This window comes from Vibrio sp. 10N.239.311.G01, assembly GCF_041465805.1.
In the GTDB taxonomy this organism is placed as follows: Bacteria; Pseudomonadota; Gammaproteobacteria; order Enterobacterales; family Vibrionaceae; genus Vibrio; species Vibrio crassostreae_C.
The window spans coordinates 251,303-273,366 of record NZ_JBFSRM010000003.1 but is presented as its reverse complement, the minus strand read 5'-3'; the positions used below and the strand labels follow the sequence as shown (position 1 = coordinate 273,366).

17 protein-coding genes and 2 tRNA genes are annotated in these 22,064 nt (G+C 45.3%); 16 read left to right on the top strand and 3 right to left on the bottom strand.

Going from position 1 to position 22,064, the window contains the following annotated elements; genetic code table 11:
• Positions 1-104 precede the first annotated feature (104 nt).
• The 16 genes from ftsH (at position 105) to AB6D06_RS04005 (ending at position 17,656) form a co-directional block, all read left to right on the top strand.
• Positions 105-2,072: an ATP-dependent zinc metalloprotease FtsH gene (ftsH, locus tag AB6D06_RS04080; protein WP_017068905.1), complete on the top strand. Its 1,968-nt coding sequence runs from the start codon at positions 105-107 to the stop codon at positions 2,070-2,072.
• A gap of 88 nt (positions 2,073-2,160) precedes the next feature.
• A complete protein-coding gene (gene folP / locus AB6D06_RS04075) occupies positions 2,161-2,991 on the top strand; it encodes a dihydropteroate synthase (RefSeq protein WP_102393175.1) in 831 nt (276 codons plus the stop codon).
• A gap of 21 nt (positions 2,992-3,012) precedes the next feature.
• Complete coding sequence (gene glmM / locus AB6D06_RS04070; RefSeq protein WP_017059393.1) at positions 3,013-4,353, top strand: phosphoglucosamine mutase; 1,341 nt, start codon at positions 3,013-3,015, stop codon at positions 4,351-4,353.
• Positions 4,354-4,647: 294 nt separating this feature from the next.
• Positions 4,648-4,980 (top strand): preprotein translocase subunit SecG, encoded by a 333-nt coding sequence (gene secG, locus AB6D06_RS04065; protein WP_017059392.1) that lies wholly within the window; start codon positions 4,648-4,650, stop codon positions 4,978-4,980.
• Between the two features lie 16 nt (positions 4,981-4,996).
• Positions 4,997-5,081: transfer RNA gene (locus AB6D06_RS04060), tRNA-Leu, on the top strand.
• A gap of 53 nt (positions 5,082-5,134) precedes the next feature.
• Positions 5,135-5,211 (top strand) — tRNA-Met (locus AB6D06_RS04055).
• Between the two features lie 234 nt (positions 5,212-5,445).
• Positions 5,446-5,901 carry a ribosome maturation factor RimP gene (rimP, locus tag AB6D06_RS04050; protein WP_004738265.1) on the top strand — a complete coding sequence of 152 codons (456 nt, stop codon included), beginning with the start codon at positions 5,446-5,448 and terminating at the stop codon, positions 5,899-5,901.
• A 35-nt stretch (positions 5,902-5,936) separates the two neighbouring features.
• Positions 5,937-7,424 (top strand): transcription termination factor NusA, encoded by a 1,488-nt coding sequence (gene nusA, locus AB6D06_RS04045; protein ID WP_017059230.1) that lies wholly within the window; start codon positions 5,937-5,939, stop codon positions 7,422-7,424.
• A gap of 22 nt (positions 7,425-7,446) precedes the next feature.
• Positions 7,447-10,137, top strand: a complete 2,691-nt coding sequence (gene infB / locus AB6D06_RS04040) for a translation initiation factor IF-2 (RefSeq protein WP_372109945.1) — start codon at positions 7,447-7,449, stop codon at positions 10,135-10,137.
• Between the two features lie 134 nt (positions 10,138-10,271).
• A complete protein-coding gene (gene rbfA / locus AB6D06_RS04035; RefSeq protein WP_017065964.1) occupies positions 10,272-10,685 on the top strand; it encodes a 30S ribosome-binding factor RbfA in 414 nt (137 codons plus the stop codon).
• Entirely contained in the window at positions 10,685-11,638 is a 954-nt protein-coding gene (truB, locus tag AB6D06_RS04030; RefSeq protein WP_017059233.1) for a tRNA pseudouridine(55) synthase TruB, read from the top strand. Before rbfA ends, truB begins: the two co-directional genes overlap by 1 nt.
• Before the next feature lie 213 nt (positions 11,639-11,851).
• Positions 11,852-12,121, top strand: coding sequence for a 30S ribosomal protein S15 (rpsO, locus tag AB6D06_RS04025; RefSeq protein WP_010436144.1), 270 nt, complete (start codon positions 11,852-11,854; stop codon positions 12,119-12,121).
• 378 nt (positions 12,122-12,499) lie between these two features.
• Positions 12,500-14,620, top strand: a complete 2,121-nt coding sequence (pnp, locus tag AB6D06_RS04020; RefSeq protein ID WP_017059234.1) for a polyribonucleotide nucleotidyltransferase — start codon at positions 12,500-12,502, stop codon at positions 14,618-14,620.
• A 124-nt stretch (positions 14,621-14,744) separates the two neighbouring features.
• A complete protein-coding gene (gene nlpI / locus AB6D06_RS04015; protein WP_017059235.1) occupies positions 14,745-15,668 on the top strand; it encodes a lipoprotein NlpI in 924 nt (307 codons plus the stop codon).
• A gap of 153 nt (positions 15,669-15,821) precedes the next feature.
• Positions 15,822-16,229, top strand: coding sequence for a MarR family winged helix-turn-helix transcriptional regulator (locus tag AB6D06_RS04010; protein WP_017056675.1), 408 nt, complete (start codon positions 15,822-15,824; stop codon positions 16,227-16,229).
• Positions 16,230-16,318: 89 nt separating this feature from the next.
• Entirely contained in the window at positions 16,319-17,656 is a 1,338-nt protein-coding gene (locus tag AB6D06_RS04005; protein WP_372109944.1) for an MATE family efflux transporter, read from the top strand.
• A gap of 84 nt (positions 17,657-17,740) precedes the next feature.
• Here the strand turns inward: AB6D06_RS04005 and AB6D06_RS04000 are convergent, their stop codons facing one another.
• The 3 genes from AB6D06_RS04000 to AB6D06_RS03985 form a co-directional block, all read right to left on the bottom strand.
• Positions 17,741-18,619, bottom strand: a complete 879-nt coding sequence (locus AB6D06_RS04000) for a U32 family peptidase (protein ID WP_017059237.1) — start codon at positions 18,617-18,619, stop codon at positions 17,741-17,743.
• Positions 18,620-18,637: 18 nt separating this feature from the next.
• A complete protein-coding gene (locus tag AB6D06_RS03995) occupies positions 18,638-19,651 on the bottom strand; it encodes a peptidase U32 family protein (protein WP_017059238.1) in 1,014 nt (337 codons plus the stop codon).
• A gap of 178 nt (positions 19,652-19,829) precedes the next feature.
• Positions 19,830-21,869: a bifunctional diguanylate cyclase/phosphodiesterase gene (locus tag AB6D06_RS03985; RefSeq protein WP_017068226.1), complete on the bottom strand. Its 2,040-nt coding sequence runs from the start codon at positions 21,867-21,869 to the stop codon at positions 19,830-19,832.
• Positions 21,870-22,064 lie beyond the last annotated feature (195 nt).

The window sequence follows — 22,064 nt, the reverse complement described above, 5'->3', positions numbered from 1 at the left end:
TTCTCTTCCAAGAGTGAGAGTTAACAACATGGCTACAGGTTACAAACTGTAGTACCCTACCTTTAATTACAATTAGTTATCGAGAGGCTTACACCTTGAGTGACATGGCAAAAAATTTAATTCTGTGGCTTGTTATCGCGGTAGTGTTGATGTCGGTATTCCAGAGCTTCGGCCCTGGGGAAAGTAACGGCAGAGCAGTAGATTACACCACGTTTGTACAGGAAGTTGGCCAAGGCCAGATTCAAGACGCACAGTTCAATAACAGCGAAATCACTTTCACACGTCGTGGTGGTGGTTCTAAGTATGTAACTTACATGCCTGTTTATGATCAAAAGCTACTTGATGACTTAATTAATCAAAACGTAAAAGTTCAGGGTACACCACCTGAAGAGCAGAGCCTGCTTGGCACTATCTTCATCTCATGGTTCCCAATGATCTTACTGATTGGTGTATGGATTTTCTTCATGCGTCAAATGCAAGGCGGCGGCGGCGGTAAAGGCGCGATGTCTTTCGGTAAGAGTAAAGCTCGAATGATGAGCGAAGAACAAATCAAAACCATGTTTGCTGATGTTGCTGGTTGTGACGAAGCAAAAGAAGACGTGAAAGAGCTTGTGGACTACCTTCGTGACCCAAGCCGCTTCCAAAAGCTAGGTGGTAAGATCCCGACAGGTATCCTGTTGGTTGGTCCTCCTGGTACGGGTAAAACATTGCTTGCAAAAGCGATTGCCGGTGAAGCGAAAGTACCGTTCTTTACTATCTCTGGTTCTGACTTCGTTGAAATGTTTGTTGGTGTTGGTGCATCTCGTGTGCGTGACATGTTCGAACAAGCGAAGAAAGCGGCACCTTGTATCATCTTTATCGATGAAATTGATGCTGTAGGTCGTCAACGTGGCGCTGGTGTTGGTGGTGGTCACGATGAACGTGAACAAACACTGAACCAAATGTTGGTTGAGATGGATGGTTTCGAAGGTAACGAAGGTATTATCGTTATCGCTGCGACTAACCGTCCAGACGTACTAGACCCTGCATTACTTCGTCCTGGTCGTTTTGACCGTCAAGTTGTGGTTGGTCTACCGGATGTACGTGGTCGTGAACAGATTCTTAAAGTACACATGCGTAAAGTGCCACTATCAGGTGATGTTGAACCGTCGCTGATCGCTCGTGGTACTCCAGGCTTCTCTGGTGCAGATCTTGCGAACCTTGTGAACGAAGCGGCGCTATTTGCTGCTCGTGGTAACAAGCGCAATGTATCTATGGTTGAGTTTGAACTTGCGAAAGACAAAATTATGATGGGTGCAGAGCGCCGTTCAATGGTTATGTCTGAAGAAGTGAAAGAGTCAACGGCTTACCACGAAGCGGGTCACGCAATTGTTGGTCGTTTGGTACCTGAACACGATCCAGTGTACAAGGTGTCAATCATTCCACGTGGTCGTGCGCTTGGTGTAACCATGTACTTGCCAGAGCAAGATCGTGTGAGCATGTCTCGCCAACATCTAGAGTCTATGATTTCTAGCCTGTACGGTGGTCGTCTTGCTGAAGAACTTATTTACGGTAAAGACAAAGTGTCAACTGGTGCGTCTAACGATATCGAACGTGCAACTGATATTGCTCGTAAGATGGTTACGCAGTGGGGCTTCTCTGAGAAATTGGGTCCTCTTCTTTACGCAGAAGAAGAAGGTGAAGTTTTCCTAGGTCGCGGCATGAGCCAAGCTAAGCACGTTTCTGATGACACGACTAAGCTTATCGATGAAGAGATTCGTATCCTTATCGACCGTAACTACGATAGAGCTAAGAAGATTCTTGAAGATAACATGGATATCATGCATTCGATGAAAGACGCTCTAATGAAGTTCGAAACGATCGATGCAGGTCAAATTGATGACTTGATGGAGCGTAAGCAAGAGATTCGTGATCCAGCTGGTTGGGGTGATCAGGTAAAAGCTGAACCTACAAAGGAAGAAGCAAAACCTGAAGCTAAGGCAGAAGAAGCTAAAGCGGAACCAAAAGCTGAAGAGTCGAAAGTTGAAGAAGTTAAATCTGAAACAGATGATGCTCAAAACAAAGATTCTTAATTGCTAAGCTTTAAATTAAAACCCTGAGTACGCTCAGGGTTTTTCTGTTTCTAGCCCTAGATGTTTTTACCTTTAAGACCCACCTTCCATGATATTAAAAGCACATAATAAAACGCTCGTTTTAGACCGCCCACATGTGATGGGTATCCTCAATGTTACGCCTGACTCTTTCTCTGATGGCGGAAAATTCAATTCATTAGATAATGCTTTACTGCAAGCAGAGCGAATGATTCAAGCTGGTGTTAGCATTATTGACATTGGTGGTGAATCAACTCGCCCGGGAGCGCCTGACGTTCCTTTAGAAGAAGAGCTCGCTCGCGTTATTCCTGCCATTAAAGCAATTCGCGCTAAGTTTGATGTGTGGATCTCCATTGATACCAGTAAAGCTGAAGTGATGCGCCAAGCCGTTGAAGCGGGGGCTGATTTGATCAATGATGTGCGCGCACTGCAAGAGCCCGGAGCTTTAGAAGCGGCCGCCGATGCTAATGTGCCCGTTTGCCTGATGCACATGAAAGGTCAGCCAAGAACCATGCAAGCTAACCCTAATTACGATGATGTCCTAATGGATGTTGAAGCGTTCTTAAAAGAAAGGGTGGAGGCTTGTGAGGCTGTTGGTATATCAAAAGATCAGCTGATTCTGGATCCTGGTTTTGGTTTTGGTAAAACCATTGAGCATAATTACCACCTATTAGCGCACCTTGAAAAGTTTCATTCGTTAGGCTTACCTGTTTTAGCGGGGATGTCGAGAAAATCGATGATCTTTAAATTGCTAGACAAGGTTCCGGCCGACTGCATGGTCGCAAGCGTCACTTGCGCGACGATTGCCGCGATGAAAGGCGCACAAATTATTCGCGTTCATGATGTCGAGGAGACACTGGAAGCGATGAAAATAATCGAAGTGATGAACAACAATCACTAAATATAATTAAGGAAAATCACTATGTCTGATAAAAGACGTTATTTCGGCACAGATGGTGTGCGTGGCAAAGTAGGCCAGTACCCGATTACACCTGATTTTGTTCTGAAGCTTGGCTGGGCTGCGGGTCGTGTTCTTGCGAAGCAAGGCACAAAGAAAGTCATCATTGGTAAAGATACTCGTATCTCTGGTTACATGCTTGAGTCAGCGCTAGAAGCTGGCCTTGCTGCTGCTGGTCTTCAGGCTACGTTTACTGGCCCAATGCCAACACCTGCTGTGGCTTACCTAACTCAAACCTTCCGCGCTGAAGCCGGTATTGTTATCTCTGCATCACACAACCCATACTACGATAACGGTATCAAGTTCTTCTCTTCTGAGGGAACAAAACTGCCGGACGATATCGAGTTGGCAATTGAAGCAGAGTTGGATAAAGACATCGAATGTGTTGATTCTTCAGAGCTAGGTAAAGCAGTACGTTTGAACGATGCGGCTGGCCGTTACATCGAGTTCTGTAAAAGTACGTTCCCACATAAAATGACATTAGCTGGCATGAAGATCGTTATCGATTGTGCACATGGTGCGACTTACCACATTGCGCCTGCTGTATTTAAAGAACTGGGTGCTGAGGTCGTTGCGATTGGTGTTGAGCCAAACGGTACTAACATCAACCACGAAGTCGGTGCGACGGATGTACGTGCTCTGCAAGCAAAAGTGCTTGAAGAAAAAGCGGCATTAGGTCTTGGCTTTGATGGTGATGGTGACCGTATCATCATGGTTGACGAGCTAGGCAACAAAGTTGATGGCGACCAAATCGCTTACATTATTGCTCGTGATGCACTGCGTCGCGGTGAGTTGAAAGGCGGCGTTGTTGGTACACTAATGACCAACCTGGGTATGGAAAACGGCCTTAAGCAGTTAGGTATTCCGTTTGTACGTGCTGCTGTTGGTGACCGTTACGTAATGGAACAGCTTCTTGCTAAAGGCTGGAAGATCGGCGCTGAAAATTCGGGGCACGTTATCCTACTAGATAAAGTGACGACGGGTGATGCTATCGTTGCTGCTCTGCAAGTTTTGGCTTCAGTTGTTGATAGCGAAATGACACTGAATGAGTTGTCTCAGGGCATGACGTTGTACCCTCAAGTTCTAGAAAACGTTCGTTTCAGCGGAGATTCAAACCCACTAGAAGCCGAAGCGGTAAAAGCAGCGGTTGTTGAAGTAGAAGCAGAGCTTGGCGAGAAAGGCCGTGTACTATTACGCAAGTCTGGTACCGAGCCACTACTGCGTGTCATGGTTGAAGGCGAAGATGCAGAGCTTGTTCAAGCATCAGCGCTTAAGATTGCAGATGCAGTAAAAGCAAACTGCTAATTTAACCTTTTACTTAGCTGGCGCAGCGAATAGCGCTTGTGATTAGAAGTGGTTGACTTATATAACGGTCAAAAGATATAACGGTCAAAAGAGACATAAATGAGTTTTGTGTCGCTTTTGACCTTTTTTTGACCATTCACTTGGTAAAGGCTTATTTTTTAGCAAATTCTCCTTGTCAGCCATCGTCGCATTCGCTAGTATTGCTCGGCCTTCAGTTAGGAGGTCGCTAGCCTTGTTCTTAAAAATAGTTTTTTGAACGGCGCTGGCTCAACAATTAGGAACATAGGTGGAAAAATGTTTACAGTTCTACTTGTGATTTACCTGTTGGCAGCGCTTGGTGTAATTGGCCTAGTGTTGATTCAACAAGGTAAAGGCGCAGATATGGGAGCCTCTTTCGGTGCTGGCGCTTCAAACACTGTGTTTGGTGCTGGTGGCTCAGGAAATTTCCTTACCCGAATGACTGCAATTTTTGCAACTACATTTTTTATCCTTAGCTTAGTGCTTGGTAATATGTCTACACATAAAACTGAGTCACAATGGATTGACCCGACCCAAGGTCAGGTGATTCAACAAGCTGATGATGCAGTGAGTGAAGTTCCGGCGCAAGGCGACGAAATTCCACAATAATCTGTAAAGATTTGATGCCGAGATGGTGAAATTGGTAGACACGCTAGCATGAGGTGCTAGTGCCTTAGGGTGTGAGGGTTCGAGTCCCTCTCTCGGCACCATGTTTACAAACTTGTAAAACATCTTGTTGGGCGTATAATGCTCGCAAGTCGGACGCGGGATGGAGCAGTTTGGTAGCTCGTCGGGCTCATAACCCGAAGGTCGTCGGTTCAAATCCGGCTCCCGCAACCAATTTCAATGCTATTATATAGCTTGTATTGGTAGCAAGTTTGCACAGTGTGAACCTCACTGTGAGTTAGGTGCGATATCGAATGTGATGGCACTTAACATATAAGGGTCCAGCAACAAAAACCCCGGCTTATACGGGGTTTTTTGTTATCTAAGCATTTGTAAATGTATTTAGATAATGTTTGCTTGGAATTTAAATTGGGCTTTGAGCCCTTTTTTTGTTTCTGGAGTGGTTAAATGACTGGTTTAGAAAGACAACTTACTGAAATGCTTGACGCTCCAGTAGCAGCATCAGGTTATGAGTTAGTTGGATTAGAATTTATTCGTGCTGGTGAGCACTCAACGCTACGTATTTACATCGATTCACCAAACGGTATCAATGTAGATGATTGCGCTGAAGTTAGCCACCAAGTAAGTGCCGTAATGGACGTTGAAGATCCAATTTCAGTGGCTTATAACCTTGAAGTGTCTTCACCAGGTTTAGAGAGACCACTGTTCAAAGCAGAGCATTACCAACAATTTATTGGTCACGAGGTAAGCATCGTTTTGAAAATGGCTGTCGGCAACCGTCGTAAATGGAAAGGTGATATCCAATCTATCGAAGGCGAGACAGTGAAAGTATTGGTTGAAGGACAAGAAGAAGAATTCGTCCTGAGCAATATTGCGAAAGCTAACCTGATCCCTAAATTTTAGTTCTCCTAGAGAGAAGAGCTTAAGAGGCTAGATTAATGAACAAAGAAATTTTGGCGGTAGTAGAAGCTGTTTCAAATGAGAAAGCAGTTCCTCGTGAGCGTATTTTTGAAGCGCTTGAAATCGCGCTTGCAACGGCAACAAAAAAGAAAAGCGAACTAGAAATTGAAGTTCGTGTTGAAATTGACCGTAAAACGGGTGATTTCGAAACTTTCCGTCGTTGGGAAGCTGTTGAGGAAGTTGAATTCCCAACAAAAGAAATCTCTATTGAAGCTGCAAAGTACGATGACCCAGAGATCGAACTTGGCGGTTTCATTGAAGATGATATCGAATCAGTAACGTTTGACCGTATTACGACTCAAACGGCTAAGCAAGTTATCGTACAGAAAGTACGTGAAGCTGAACGCGCTCAAATCGTTGAGCAGTTCATCGATAACGAAGGCGAGCTAGTAACTGGCGCAGTTAAGAAAGTTAACCGTGACACTATTATTCTAGACCTAGGTAACAACGCTGAAGCGGTAATCCTTCGTGATGACCAACTTCCTCGTGAAAACTTCCGTCCAGGTGACCGTGTTCGTGGTCTTCTTTACGCAGTTAAACCAGAAGCTCGTGGTTTCCAGCTTTTCGTTACTCGTTCGAAGCCAGAAATGCTAGCTGAACTATTCCGTGTTGAAGTGCCTGAGATTGGTGAAGAGCTAATTGAACTTAAAGGTGCTGCACGTGACGCTGGTTCTCGTGCTAAAATCGCTGTGAAAACAAACGACAAACGTATTGACCCAGTTGGTGCGTGTGTTGGTATGCGTGGCGCACGTGTACAAGCTGTTTCTAACGATCTTGGTGGTGAACGTATCGATATCGTTCTTTGGGATGATAACCCGGCTCAATTCGTAATCAACGCAATGGCTCCTGCTGATGTTGCTTCAATCATCGTTGATGAAGACGCACACTCTATGGATATCGCTGTTGAAGCGGATAACCTAGCACAAGCGATTGGCCGTAGCGGTCAAAACGTACGTCTAGCGTCTCAACTTACTGGTTGGGAACTGAACGTAATGACTGTTGCTGATCTTGAGAAGAAGCACCAAGAAGAAGCAGTTGCCTCTATTGAAAACTTCATGAAGCACCTAGACATTGAAGAAGACTTTGCTCAAATGCTTGTTGAAGAAGGCTTCTCTACGCTTGAAGAAGTAGCATACGTTCCTGTGAACGAGCTTCTTGAAGTAGACGGTCTAGACGAAGGTATCGTTGAAGAACTACGTAACCGCGCAAAAGACGCACTGACTACTCTAGCGCTAGCGAAAGAAGAAACTTTCGACGGTGTTGAGCCTGCTGAAGACTTACTTGCACTTGAAGGTCTTGAGCGTGAAATGGCTTACAAGCTAGCAGCAAAAGGCGTTGCGACACTGGAAGACCTAGCTGACCAAGGCGTTGATGAACTAGAAGGCATCGAAGACCTAACTGCAGAGCGTGCAGGCGAGCTAATTATGGCTGCGCGTAACATCTGTTGGTTCGGCGACGAAGAATAATTCAGCAAGGAGAGAAAGCGGTATGACACAATTAACAGTTAAAGCACTGAGTGAAGAGATTGGTACGCCAGTTGACCGCTTAATTGAACAACTTGCTGATGCAGGCATGAAGAAAGCAGGGTCGGATCAAGTGACTGATTCAGAGAAGCAAACATTGCTAACGCACCTTAAAAAGGAGCACGGCGATACTTCAGGCGAAACAGAACCGACTCGTTTAACTCTTCAACGCAAGACCCGCAGCACGCTAAGTGTTGCCGCTGGAGGCGGTAAGAGTAAGGATGTTCAAGTAGAGGTACGTAAAAAGCGTACTTACGTGAAGCGCAGCACTATTGAAGATGAAGCGAAACGTGAAGCTGAGGAAGTAGCTAATCGTGAAGCGGAAGAGAAAGCACAACGCGATGCTGAAGAGCAAGCGAAACGTGATGCTGCAGAGAAAGCACAGCGCGAAGCTGAAGAAAAAGTAACACGTGAAGCGGATGCAAAACGTGAAGCTGAAGAGAAGGCTCAACGCGCACAAGCTGAAAAGGCTAAAAAAGACATGAATTCAAAAAATGCAGACGCTAACGCACAAGCGAAAAAAGAAGCGGATGAACTTAAAGCTCGTCAAGAGCTAGAAGCAACTCGTAAAGCAGAAGCTGAAGCAGCTAAGCTTGTTGAAGAAGCTCGTAAGTTAGCAGAAGAGAACCAAGAACGTTGGTCTGAAGAAGAGAAGAAGAAGAAAGAGCAAGAGAAATCTGCGGATTACCATGTGACTACTTCTACTTACGCTCGTGAAGCTGAAGATGCGGCAGATAAGAAAGATGAGAAAGCACCTCGTCGTCGCAAGAAGAAAGCAGCTCCTGCTAACCAACCTGCAAACAACCGTGGTGGTCGTAACCAGCGTGGTCGTGGCGGTAAAGCTAAGCTTGCTAAACCAACTTCAATGCAGCAAGGCTTCGATAAGTCAGCAACTGTTGCTAAATCTGACGTTGCTATCGGCGAAACTATCGTTGTTTCTGAACTGGCTAGCAAAATGTCAGTTAAAGCAACTGAAGTTATCAAAGTAATGATGAAGATGGGCGCTATGGCGACTATCAACCAAGTGATCGACCAAGAAACAGCACAACTTGTTGCTGAAGAAATGGGTCACAAGGTAATCCTACGTAAAGAAAACGAACTTGAAGAAGCAGTACTAGCTGACCGTGATAGCGATGCTATCGCTGAAGGTCGTGCTCCTGTTGTTACTATCATGGGTCACGTTGACCACGGTAAAACTTCAACACTTGATTACATTCGTAAAGCACACGTTGCTTCTGGCGAAGCTGGCGGTATCACGCAGCACATTGGTGCTTACCACGTAGATACTGACAACGGTATGATCACTTTCCTTGATACTCCTGGACACGCGGCGTTTACAGCTATGCGTGCTCGTGGTGCTCAAGCGACAGATATCGTTGTACTTGTAGTTGCAGCAGACGATGGCGTAATGCCACAAACAATCGAAGCAATCCAGCACGCGAAAGCGGCAGGCGTTCCTCTGATTGTTGCTGTGAACAAGATCGATAAAGAGGGTGCAAACCCAGACAACGTTAAGAATGAGCTAGCTCAATACGACGTTATTCCTGAAGAGTGGGGTGGTGAGAACATCTTCGTTCACATCTCTGCTAAACAGGGTACAAACATCGATGGTCTTCTAGAAGCTATCCTTCTTCAGTCTGAAGTTCTTGAACTTACAGCGGTTAAAGAAGGCATGGCGTCTGGTGTTGTTGTTGAATCTCGTCTTGATAAAGGTCGTGGTCCAGTTGCAACAGTACTAGTACAGTCTGGTACTCTAAACAAAGGCGATATCGTTCTTTGTGGTCAAGAGTACGGCCGTGTTCGTGCAATGCGTGATGAAAACGGTAAAGACATCGAAACTGCAGGTCCATCTATTCCTGTAGAAATTCTAGGTCTTTCTGGTGTTCCTTCGTCAGGCGATGAAGCGACTGTTGTACGTGATGAGCGTAAAGCACGTGAAGTTGCGAACTACCGTCAAGGTAAATTCCGTGATGTTAAACTAGCTCGCCAACAAAAAGCGAAACTAGAGAACATGTTCGCGAACATGACGGCTGGCGAAGTTGCTGAGCTTAACGTGGTACTTAAAGCTGACGTTCAAGGTTCTGTAGAAGCGATTGCTGACTCTCTACTGAAACTGTCAACTGACGAAGTGAAAGTGAACATCGTAGGTTCTGGTGTTGGTGGTATTACTGAAACTGATGCAACGCTTGCTGCAGCTTCTAACGCTATCATCCTTGGTTTCAACGTTCGTGCTGACGCAACTGCGCGTAACACGGTTCAGAACGAAAACCTAGATCTACGTTACTACTCAATCATTTACCAACTAATTGACGAAGTTAAACAGGCGATGGGCGGTATGCTTGCTCCTGAATTCCGTCAAGAGATCATTGGTCTTGCACAAGTTCGTGACGTATTTAAGTCGCCTAAACTTGGTGCAATCGCTGGTTGTATCGTGACTGAAGGTACGATTAAGCGTAGCAACCCAATCCGTGTACTTCGTGAAAACGTTGTTATCTACGAAGGTGAACTAGAGTCACTTCGTCGCTTTAAAGATGACGTACAAGAAGTTAAGAACGGTTACGAGTGTGGTGTCGGCGTTAAGAACTACAACGACGTTCGCGTTGGTGACCAGATCGAAGTATTCGAAATCGTTGAGGTTAAACGTACTCTAGACTAATCAGTCTGTACGACTCGACATATTGACTAAGGTTACTAACATTACTAGTAAAGGTAATAAGTAATCGGTTGTTGAATACACCATGGGGGGCTGGTAATTACCAAGCCCCCCATCTTTCTAAGTGAGAAAAGAAAATGTCAAAAGAATTTAGCCGCACACAACGTGTGTCTCAGCAGCTTCAAAAAGAGCTTGCTCTTATCCTACAACGTGAAGTTCGTGACTCACGTATTGGTATGGTAACTATCTCAGACGTAGAAGTGTCTCGTGACCTTGCTTACGCAAAAGTGTTCGTGACTTTCCTATGTGTTGGTGAGCAAACACCGGAATCATGCCTTAAAGCTCTTAAAGAGCATGAAGTGCCAGTTCGTATGGCTCTTGGTAAGCGTATTCGCCACCGTCTAACGCCTGAAGTTCGTTTTACTTACGACAACACACTAGTAGAAGGCATGCGTATGTCTAACCTAGTAAGTGAAGTTCTGAACGACGACAAGCGTAAGCAAGAAGAAGCTGGCCGCACTGACGAAACTCAGTCTAAGGGCGAAGAGTAATGGCTCGCCGTCGTAAAGGTCGCCCTATCAACGGGGTAATTCTATTAGATAAGCCGACTGGTATTTCGTCTAATGATGCACTGCAAAAAGTAAAGCGTATTTACTTTGCAGAGAAGGCAGGGCACACCGGTGCTCTGGATCCTCTTGCGACTGGCATGCTGCCAATTTGTCTTGGTGAAGCGACGAAGTTCTCTCAGTTTCTTCTAGATTCTGATAAGCGCTACGTTGTTATCGCTAAGCTTGGTGAGCGTACCAATACCTCTGACTCTGATGGTGAAGTGGTAGAGACACGTGATGTTAACGTGACTCAAGAACAGCTTGAGCGTTGCATTGCGAGCTTCAAGGGTGAAACCGATCAGATACCATCAATGTTTTCGGCATTGAAGTATCAAGGTAAGCCTTTGTACGAATACGCACGTGCAGGTATTGAGGTTCCTCGTGAGTCTCGTAAGATCACTGTGTACTCTATTGAACTGCTTCGCTTTGAAGGTGATGAAGTTGAAATGGAAGTGCATTGTTCGAAAGGCACATACATCCGCACAATTACCGACGATCTTGGTGAGATGCTAGGTTGTGGTGCTCACGTGACCATGCTTCGTCGTACAGGTGTCGCGAAGTACCCATACGAGCGTATGGTGACTTTGGAGCAGTTAAACGAGATCTTAGAGCAAGCACAGGCGCAAGAAATTGCACCGAAAGAGCTGCTTGATCCACTGCTGATGCCAATGGACACTGCCGTTGAAGACTTACCAGAAGTAAACCTGAACGCGGAACTGACTGACCTAGTTCAGCACGGTATGCCAGTTCAGGTTGCTGGTGCGCCAACTGAAGGCACGGTTCGTATGACAAGTGGCGAAGAGAAGCTGTTTGTCGGCGTAGCTCAGATTGCTGAAGATGGCCGAGTTGCACCGAAGCGTTTGGTTGTTTTCAGAGATGAAGAGCCACAAGCGTAGCGCTTACATCGGATCTTAGCGCTGAGTCGTGAAAAGCGAGCAAATAAGATAGAAAGCGAACGCCTAATTTAGGTGGTTCGCTTTTTTCGTTTTTAATGGGTTCGATTGTTATTGCACCAACTGACAAACTTCCCTATAATCCTCGGCTCGCGTAGCGGCTGAATCAGAGATTGGCTGCTACAAATATAAACTTACTCTTATCAGGAGAGAATTATGTCTCTGAATGCAGAAACTAAAGCAGCAATCGTTGCAGAATACGCACAATCTGAAGGCGACACAGGTTCACCAGAAGTACAAGTAGCACTACTTACTGCTTCTATCAACCACCTACAAGGTCACTTCAAAGCGCACAAACACGATCACCACAGCCGTCGTGGTCTACTACGTATGGTTTCTAGCCGTCGTAAGCTTCTTGATTACTTGAAAGGCAAAAACCTTGCTCGTTACCAAGACCTAATCAAGCGTCTAGGCCTACGTCGCTAATAGCGATGTCTGCAAAGACAGTTTGAAGAAAAGGAGCATTTATGCTCCTTTTTTTGTGCCTGTAAGAAAATGCTAGGCTGGATGCTCAGAATATCATCTGGCTTTTTCTGATAGGAAATATATCTCCTAATAAAAATAGTTTATACTACGCCCGCCTATAGCGTTTTCAGCGTTTGGCAATCAACCTCTCAAGAGATTACAGTCACAGATGTCGGCCAATAGGTCGCGACTATTCAAAGGCGGATTTGGTCTTAATTCGGCGTATGAACACATACAAAGAGTCACCATCCTAAGTCCCTTTTCACTAGTCGCGATTGGTAATGTCTTGAGTCATTATTCACTTAATCTAAAGTCTGACTTTAGAGCTAAGGATATACAATGTTTGAAAAACCAGTTGTAAAATCGTTCCAGTACGGTAACCACACCGTTACTCTAGAAACGGGCGTAATTGCACGTCAAGCTACTGCTGCTGTAATGGCGACTATGGACGATACTTCAGTATTCGTTTCTGTTGTTGCTAAGAAAGAAGCAGTTGCAGGTCAAGACTTCTTCCCACTAACAGTAAACTACCAAGAGCGTACATACGCTGCGGGTAAAATCCCTGGTGGTTTCTTCAAGCGTGAAGGTCGTCCATCTGAAGGCGAAACACTAACAGCTCGTCTGATTGACCGTCCAATTCGTCCACTTTTCCCAAGTGCGTTTAAAAACGAAGTTCAAGTTATCGCTACGGTTGTTTCTATCAACCCTGACGTAAACCCAGACATGATCACTATGATCGCAACATCTGCTGCGCTTGCTATCTCTGGTGCTCCATTCAATGGTCCTATCGGTGCTGCACGTGTTGGTCACATCGACGGCGAACTTGTTCTTAACCCATCAAATACTGAGCTTGAAAACTCTAAACTAGACCTAGTTGTGTCTGGTACAGAAGGCGCAGTACTTATGGTTGAATCTGAAGCAGATAACCTATCTGAAGAAGAAATGCTTTCAGCTGTTGTTTACGGTCACGACCAACAACAAGTTGTAATCAAAGCAATCAACGAGTTTGCTGCTGAAGTTGCAACTCCATCTTGGAACTGGGAAGCACCAGCAGTTAACACTGAGCTTAAAGCTCAAGTTGCTGAACTTGCTGAAACTCGTCTATCTGACGCGTACCAGATCACTGAGAAAATGGCTCGTTACGAGCAAGTTGGCGTAATCAAGAACGACGTTGTTGAAGCTCTAATTGCACAAGACGAAAACCTAGATGAGCGCGAAATCCGCGGCATGCTTGGTTCTCTAGAGAAAAACGTAGTACGTAGCCGCATCATCGCTGGCAACCCACGTATCGATGGCCGTGAAAAAGACATGGTTCGTGCGCTAGACGTACGTACTGGTGTTCTTCCACGTACACACGGTTCTTCTCTATTCACTCGTGGTGAAACTCAAGCACTTGTTACTGCAACGCTTGGCACACAACGTGATGCTCAAATCATCGACAGCCTGATGGGTGAGAAGAAAGACAACTTCCTTCTACACTACAACTTCCCTCCATACTGTGTAGGTGAAACTGGTTTCGTTGGTTCTCCTAAGCGTCGTGAAATTGGTCACGGTAAGCTTGCTAAACGTGGTATCCAAGCAGTAATGCCTTCTGTTGAAGAATTCCCATACACAGTTCGTGTTGTATCGGAAATCACAGAATCTAACGGTTCTTCTTCAATGGCTTCTGTATGTGGTACATCTCTAGCTCTTATGGATGCTGGTGTTCCAATCAAAGCTTCTGTTGCGGGTATCGCAATGGGTCTTGTTAAAGAAGGCGACGATTTCGTTGTTCTTTCTGACATCCTTGGCGACGAAGATCACCTAGGTGACATGGACTTTAAAGTAGCAGGTACTAACGCTGGTATCACTGCACTTCAAATGGACATCAAGATCGAAGGTATCACTAAAGAGATCATGCAAATTGCACTTAACCAAGCGCAAGGTGCACGTAAGCACATCCTTTCTGTAATGGATGAAGCTATCTCTGGTGCTCGTGAAGATATCTCTGAATTCGCTCCACGTATCCACACAATGAAAATCAGCTCTGATAAGATCAAAGATGTTATCGGTAAAGGCGGCGCAGTTATCCGTGCTCTTTGTGAAGAAACTGGTACTACAATCGAAATCGAAGACGATGGCACAATCAAGATTGCTGCTACTGAAGGCGCAGCTGCTAAAGAAGCTATCCGTCGTATCGAAGAGATCACAGCTGAAGTTGAAGTTGGCCGCATTTACCAAGGTAAAGTTGCTCGTCTAGCTGACTTCGGTGCATTCGTTACTATCCTTCCAGGTAAAGATGGTCTAGTACACATCTCTCAAATCGCTGACAAGCGCGTTGAGAAAGTGTCTGACTACCTAACTGAAGGTCAAGAAGTTCCTGTTAAGGTTCTTGAAATTGACCGTCAAGGCCGTGTACGTCTAAGCATGAAAGAAGCAGTTGAAACGCCAGCTGAAGGCGAAGCACCTGCTGCTGAGTAATTCTCAGTGTGTCGATGGTGATATCGCTTTTTAGTGATTTCTAACCTATCGTCAACAAAGCATGTTATAAAGGGGAGCATATCGCTCCCCTTTTTTATTGCGGTCATAACAGGAGTAATTATTTGTGAAATGGTTTCAAACCGCGAGTATGTGTTTACTGCTTGTACTAACAGGTTGTGCGACAACATCAGATAACACCTCAAGTTGGGTTTATCCACCGATGGCTGTGCCACTGCAACCAAGCGTTCAGCAAGAAGTTCAAATTGCACGTCTTAGTCAGTTATTACAGCGCCCAGATTTGAACGATGAAGTTCGAGCTAAGATGCTGTTTGAACGTGGTAACTACTACGACAGTGTTGGCCTGCGTGATCTCGCGCGTCTCGACTTCAACCAATCTCTTTCATTGAACCCTGCTCAACCTGATATCTTCAATCTTTTGGGTGTTTACTTTACGCAGGTAGGGGAGTTTGATGCGGCTTATGAATCTTTTGATTCTACGTTAGAGCTTGATCCTGCAAACTCTTACGCAGAAAGGAACCGCTCTATCGCGCTTTACTATGGCGAGCGTTACGACTTAGCCAATGAAGAGATGATGAAGCACTATGCCGACGATCCTAGCGATCCGTTTCGCGCTCTGTGGTTGTACATCATTCAGCATGAGCTGACGCCAGAGCAGGCTAAGCTTGATTTGCAAAAACGTTACGAGAGCCGTGATGAGCAGTGGGGTTGGGTATTAGTCGCGATTATGCTTGATGACATTACTGAAGAGCAGGCTTTCAAGGCGATCTTAACCGGTACTCGTGACAACACGTTACTTGCGCAGCGTCTAACAGAGACGTACTTCTACCTTGCTAAGCGTTACCATATGAATGGTGATTACGCGAATGCTATCTCTTTGTACAAGTTAGCGGTTTCTTTTAACGTGTATGAATACGTAGAACACCGTTACTCTTTCTTAGAGTTAAGCCGTATCTTCACCACGCTTAAAGCTGAGCACTTAGCACAAGTTAAGTTAGCTGAGGCCGAAGAAGAAGCTAACGCTAAGTAAGCAACACATTTTGATTCCGAAAAGCCGCTGCCTGTCAGCGGTTTTTTTATGCTCCTTTTTTATGATCTTCATCTCGTTTTGATTGCTTTTTATTTAAACAACACTAAAATAGTTAGCCTTGCTAACTAAATGCCATTCTTTGATTAGGTGAGTATGCTGAACCAGAATTTAGAAAAGATTGAGCGCTTCGCCTCTAAGATATGGCGCACTCAGGTAAATGAAGATCCTATTTGCCAATTGAGCTTCAATGAATATGACTATTTGAAGGTCATTCAAGCCTCTCCTGAACCGATCCGATTGACAGATCTGGCGATTGAAATGCAAGTAACCAAGCCTTCAGCAACTACTATGGTTCAAAGGTTAGAGAGAAAAGGTCTCGTTGAGCGTAAAGCTTCGCTCGAAGATGCGAGGTCTAAGTTGGTCGTACTGACCAGCAAAGCGGAAGTCGGCTTGGAAGAAGAAAGTAAGATCTATCAGGTCATGGCACAGATACTGGAAAGCCGTTTGTCTGAGCAAGAATCTCAGCAGTTAAACCTATTATTAAATAAAGCTTTAAAGTAAATAATTTAGATATTTAGTTAGCCTTGTTAACTAATTTTTCGAGTCATATCTTGTTGATATGCGACTCACAAATGAAAGTAGAGTAAGAAATGAGTAACTCAATTAGTCGTCAATTTTGGCGATACACAATCCCTACCGTGGCGGCCATGTTGGTTAATGGCCTGTACCAAGTGGTGGATGGCATCTTCATTGGCCGCTATGTGGGGGCTGATGGACTTGCAGGTATCAATGTTGCGTGGCCTGTGATTGGTTCGATTCTTGGTATTGGTATGTTGGTGGGTGTGGGCACTGGTGCGCTTGTCTCGATTCGCCAAGGTGAAAAAGATACTCAAGGCGCTAAGCAGATCTTAGCAACGGGCTTAACCTTGTTGTTAGCGATAACGCCTATTGTCTCTGCATTGCTGTTCTTGTTTGCTGATAACTTCTTGCTTTGGCAGGGCGCTGAAGGGCGAGTGTATGAACTTGGTCTGCAGTACTTACACATTCTGATTGGTGCTAGTGTCTTCACGCTAGGTTCGATCGCGATGCCGTTTCTACTGCGTAACGATGACAGTCCGAACTTAGCGACGATACTGATGATCGTTGGTGCGGTGATTAATATCGTGCTCGATTACCTGTTTATCGCTCTCTATGGCTGGGAGTTGATGGGTGCAGCATTAGCAACAGCGATTGCCCAGTTTGTAGTAACGGCTCTCGGCTTGGCTTACTTCTTCTCGCGTCGAGCAAACCTACGTTTACGTTGGAATGAGTTGAGATTGAAGCTGGATGTGATTCCACAAATCTTCGCCATTGGTACATCAAGCTTCTTTATGTACGCTTATGGTTCGATGATGGTGGCGTTGCACAATGCGTTGTTCTCTCAATATGGCAACCAGTTGATGATCGGTGCTTACGCGATTTTGGGCTACATCGTGACGGTTTATTATCTCACGGCTGAAGGTATCGCCAACGGCATGCAACCATTGGTGAGCTACAACCATGGTGCGCGTAACCAAGCAAACATCCGCAAGCTACTTAAGATTGCGATGATGAGTTCGGTATTGATTGGTGTGGCGTTCGTGCTGCTTCTCAATGCGTTCCCACGTGAGTTTGTATCAGTATTTAACTCAGACGAACCTCAGTTAGTTGAGTACACGGTGTTGGGTATTCGACTACACATGTTTGCATTGGCGCTGGACGGTTTCTTAGTGGTAGCGGGTGCTTATTACCAAGCGGTAAACAAGGGCAGCAAGGCGATGTTTGTAACGATAGGCAATATGCTAATCCAACTGCCGTTCCTGTATATCATGCCTAAGTTGTACGGTGTGCCGGGGATCTGGATTGCGTACCCACTGTCTAACATCGCGTTAAGTGTGGTGGTGATGGTAATGCTCTACAAAGACTTAAAGAAGCTCGATGCCTCACCGATGGAAACAGCGACGGCATAGGTCTGTTTCTTAAGTCGAATTAAAAAGGTCTAGCGAATGCTAGACCTTTTTTGTATCTGTTGCTGGTTAGTTCAATGCGAGGAACTAGATGTTCTTAACGTCTAAACCTGCAAGCTGATGCCAGTAACCATTACATTGGCGGCTTTCAATCTTCATCGGTTTTTGACCTTGCTCGTTCGCTCTGAAGTTGTTGATTTCAGAGAAGGTATCGATACCGAGTGGGCTTAAACGAACCACATCAACCAGGTCGTGCATGTTTGGCAAATCATTGACTAGGTTGTAGCAGTAGCCTGATTGCGTCTGGATACCATTAAGGTTGAATACTGATTGGCCTTCTTGGCTTTCTACTTGTAGCCCTGTTGGGTACTTGATACAGCAGGTTTCGCAATCGTCTTTAGCTTTGTTTTCCGCGCGAGCGGTAAAGCAGCGTGCTGAGTAAGCAAGCGGCAGGTAGCCGTGGCTAAACACTTCAACTTCGAACTTGTTACGAATATTTAGCTCTTCGCACTGGGTCATTACGTTGCTTAGCCATTCGCGAGAAAGCTCAACCGGCATACACCAACGCGTCATGCCTTGTTTCAAGAATAGGTTCAGGGTGCGTGCGTTGTAGGTGTTTACTGCCGGGCCAACCACGAAAGGTACTTTGCTTTCGCTGGCCAGTTGAATAGCAGACACATCATTGGCTTCGATCGCAAAGTCACCGTTATCGATGTACTTCTTCATGATGTTGACTTCGCTTGGTGCTTCTAGCAATGCCATGGTGGAAAGTACGACTTGCTTACCTGAAGCCGACAGCTCTTTAGCAATGTCCATCCAGTGTTTCGCTTTCATCTCACGACGCTTTGAACACACCGCTTCACCTAGGTAGATGATATCGGCTGAGCTTGATTTCGCTTGCTCATAGAAGCTTTCAACGTCTTGTTTTGGCCAAAAATAAAGTAGAGGGCCTAATGCGTATTTCATTGAGTTCTCCATTTGGCTCTATTGCCATTTACGGTGATAAGCGCCAAGCGTGGTTTGTGTACCTTCCGATACATTCGCCAGTGTCGCATTCCAAGCTTGTTCCACTTGGTATTGTTCTGGGTTCGCTAAGTAGCGATCGATAGCTGCACGCCACGTACGAGTGACTTGTTCAACATAAGCCGGGCTGCGTTGGCGACCTTCAATCTTCACTGAGGCAACGTTCGCCGCGAAAAGCTCAGGCAACATGGATAGCGTGTTGAGGCTGGTTGGCTCTTCAAGTGCGTGATAGCGCTTACGTTCACCATCGATATCTGCTTCAAAGCGGCCTTTACACAGCGTTGGGTAACCTGCGTTTTCACCTGCTTCATATTTATCGATAAGGATTTCGTTCAAGCGAGATTCGAGGCCAGTTTCTGTTTCTTGCCAGCGAACGTATTTCGCCGGAGAACAAGCACCAACAGTATTTGGTGATTCGCCTGTCATGTATGAAGAGAGGTAGCAACGGCCTTCTGCCATGATGCACAAGCTACCAAAAGCGAATACTTCAAGGTCAACGTCAGAAGTGATGTTACGAGAAAGCTGTTTGACCTGATGAATCGACAACACACGCGGTAGTACGACACGCTTAACGTTGAAGTTTTTATGGTAGAAGTCGATAGCCGCCGCATTGGTCGCAGATGCTTGCACTGATAGGTGCAGTTCTAGATCTGGATACTTATTTGCAGCGTACTCAAGCACCGCGATGTCTGCGATGATCAGCGCATCAACACCCAGAGCAGCGGCGTTGTCTACGGCATTAGTCCAACGGTCGAAGCCATTTGGGTGAGCAAACGTATTTAGGGCAACATGAATTTTCTTGTTGTGGTCATGCACATACTGCACAGCACGATCGAGCTTTTTACCCGCAAAGTTTAGGCCTGCAAAGTGTCGGGCATTGGTATCGTCTTTGAATCCGATATAGACAGCATCCGCACCACAATCAATAGCGGTTTTCAAAGCAGGTAAGTTACCCGCTGGGCATAAGAGTTCCATTTGCTCACTACCAGTAGAATTAAGTTGAAGCGAGCATTTTATGAAGAATTGTGAATGACGGAATTGATGTAAGGCAGGTTTAGATGGATAAATCTGCTTTTACTCCGTTTGAGGTACTGACGAATCGTGGTTTTGTGTATTAGTTTCGCTTAGGCGGTAAGGTATTTGAGTCGCTTAATTAGTTCTTATGACGGCGGTTTTGGGCAAACAACTCTTCGACATCTTGTTTTGGTTGCGGACGGTAGAAGTGGAAGCCTTGAATCGAACTACAGTTGAGGTTCGATAGCAGAGTTGCTTGCTCACTGGTTTCGACACCTTCAGCAACCACGGTCAAATCGAGAGATTTACCTAGGTTGATGATGTTTTCAATTACGGTGATTTGCTTTGGTAGGGTATCGATATCAGAGATGAAAGCACGGTCTATCTTAAGCTCATCAATTGGGAAGCGAGCAAGGTAAGACAGTGAAGAGTAACCTGTACCAAAATCATCAATGGAGAGAGCAAAGCCAAGTTTCTTGATGGCGTTAAGCATTTGGAGTGTGTGTTCACTATCACTCATCACCGCACTTTCCGTTAGCTCGAATGTAATCGCACTTGGATCAAGCTCGGTCGAACGCAGTAGCTTTTCCATGTAATCAATCAGTTTCGGGTTACCAAACTGTTCTGGTGAAAGGTTGATAGCCACTCGACCTGGAAGGATACCTTGCATCTTCCAGCGCTTAACCGTAGCAAATACTTCACGCATTACCACTCGGCCAAGTTGTTCAATAAGCCCTGCTCGTTCCGCCACAGGAATGAACGCGGCCGGACTGATATAACCTTCGACAGGATGCTTCCAACGTACCAGAGCTTCAGCGCCGTTGATGGTGAAATCACGGGCATTCACTTTCGGTTGATACCAAACCTCAAGTCCATTTTGTTGCAGTGCTTTTTGGAGCTCTATCTCAAGCCACAGTCGCATACGCGCTTCTTTATTCATCTGTTCGTTGAACTTGATCAGACGATTACGACCACGATCTTTCGCTTCATACATTGCTGTGTCTGCATTTTGCAGCAAGATACGAGCATCAGTACCATCTTGAGGAAAGCTCACACTACCAATAGAGCAGGCTAAGCGCTTGCTAAAGTGGTGAAGATCGAAGGGTTGATTGATCAGGGAAATGATCTTTTCAGCGAGCATTTCAGGTGTTCGCTGATGTTCAGGTTCTGGAAGGATAATACCAAACTCATCCCCGCCTAAATGTCCAATCACGGCCTTACGAGGCAGTAAGCGTTTAAGACGCGAAGCGACCTCTTTAATCACCTTGTCACCGATGTGATGACCAAGTGAGTCATTGATATTTTTAAAGTTATCAATGTCTAAGTAGAGCATCACCACCGGCGTATCGTTGTGAATGAACTGCTCAAGACGCTTAGTAAACCCAACTCGATTGTAGAGTTTGGTCAGTGCATCTATGTAGGCATCTTCACTGTTTGCTGGTGTGTATTGTTTTGCGGTTTCTTGTGCGTCTTGAATAAGCACCAGCTGAGTGTTGCTTCCAAGAACGGTGGTGGAGTCGATGTTGAGCTGGACCTTACGTTCAAAGCCGCATCGCGCACCCGTTAAGCAAACCAAACCAGACTCAGAAATAATAGAGCTGAGGTTATTATTGAAGACTGTTTTGGTTTGTTCATCGATAAATAGGCGTCCCAACTCTTCACCAATTAACTCTGTGGTTGAGTTAAAGCCAAGCAAGCGCGCTGCTGCTGGGTTAGATGACAAGATGTAGTCACTTTCAACGAGCAGTAATCCGTCAGGGAGTAGTTGAGATAGTTTGTGGAATTTGGCTTCGGATTCTTCTAAAGAACGGACAAGTACTTGGTTTTCTGATGTGTCGAAGGCGTGAAAGACGATGTAGTCGGTTTTGTTGCCATTGGTAAGCGGAGATAGGCTGAAATGAAGGCTGGTATCGAGGTCTGTTTCGTTGAGGGTGACTTCGGCCTCAATCGTTTCGCCACTGAATGCACGCTCATAGTAAGGCTTGAGATGTTGGTAGAACTGTTCGCCCAATGTTTGGCGATCATTCATGCCTGCAAGCTCTGTTTGACTCAAACCAGCAATATCGCAGTAACGCTCATTCACCATAAAATAGTTATGTTGAGCATCAAGTACTGCAAAAAAGAACGGACTATTTGCAGTTAGCTGGGTAAACCAATGTTGTAGTTGTTGGGGAGGCATCAAAGTACTACCAATTCTCCAAGAGCTTGAATATTCACTATCGATAAATATTTATTACTTTTTGTGTGGCTATCGATATTTACCTGTGAGTGCAGCGATCCGCTGTAATTCTCATTACCTGAGTTACTATAACTGTGATTTTCAGGATATTAAAGGTCGAGTATCAAACAGAAGTTAATTTGATACATAACAGTA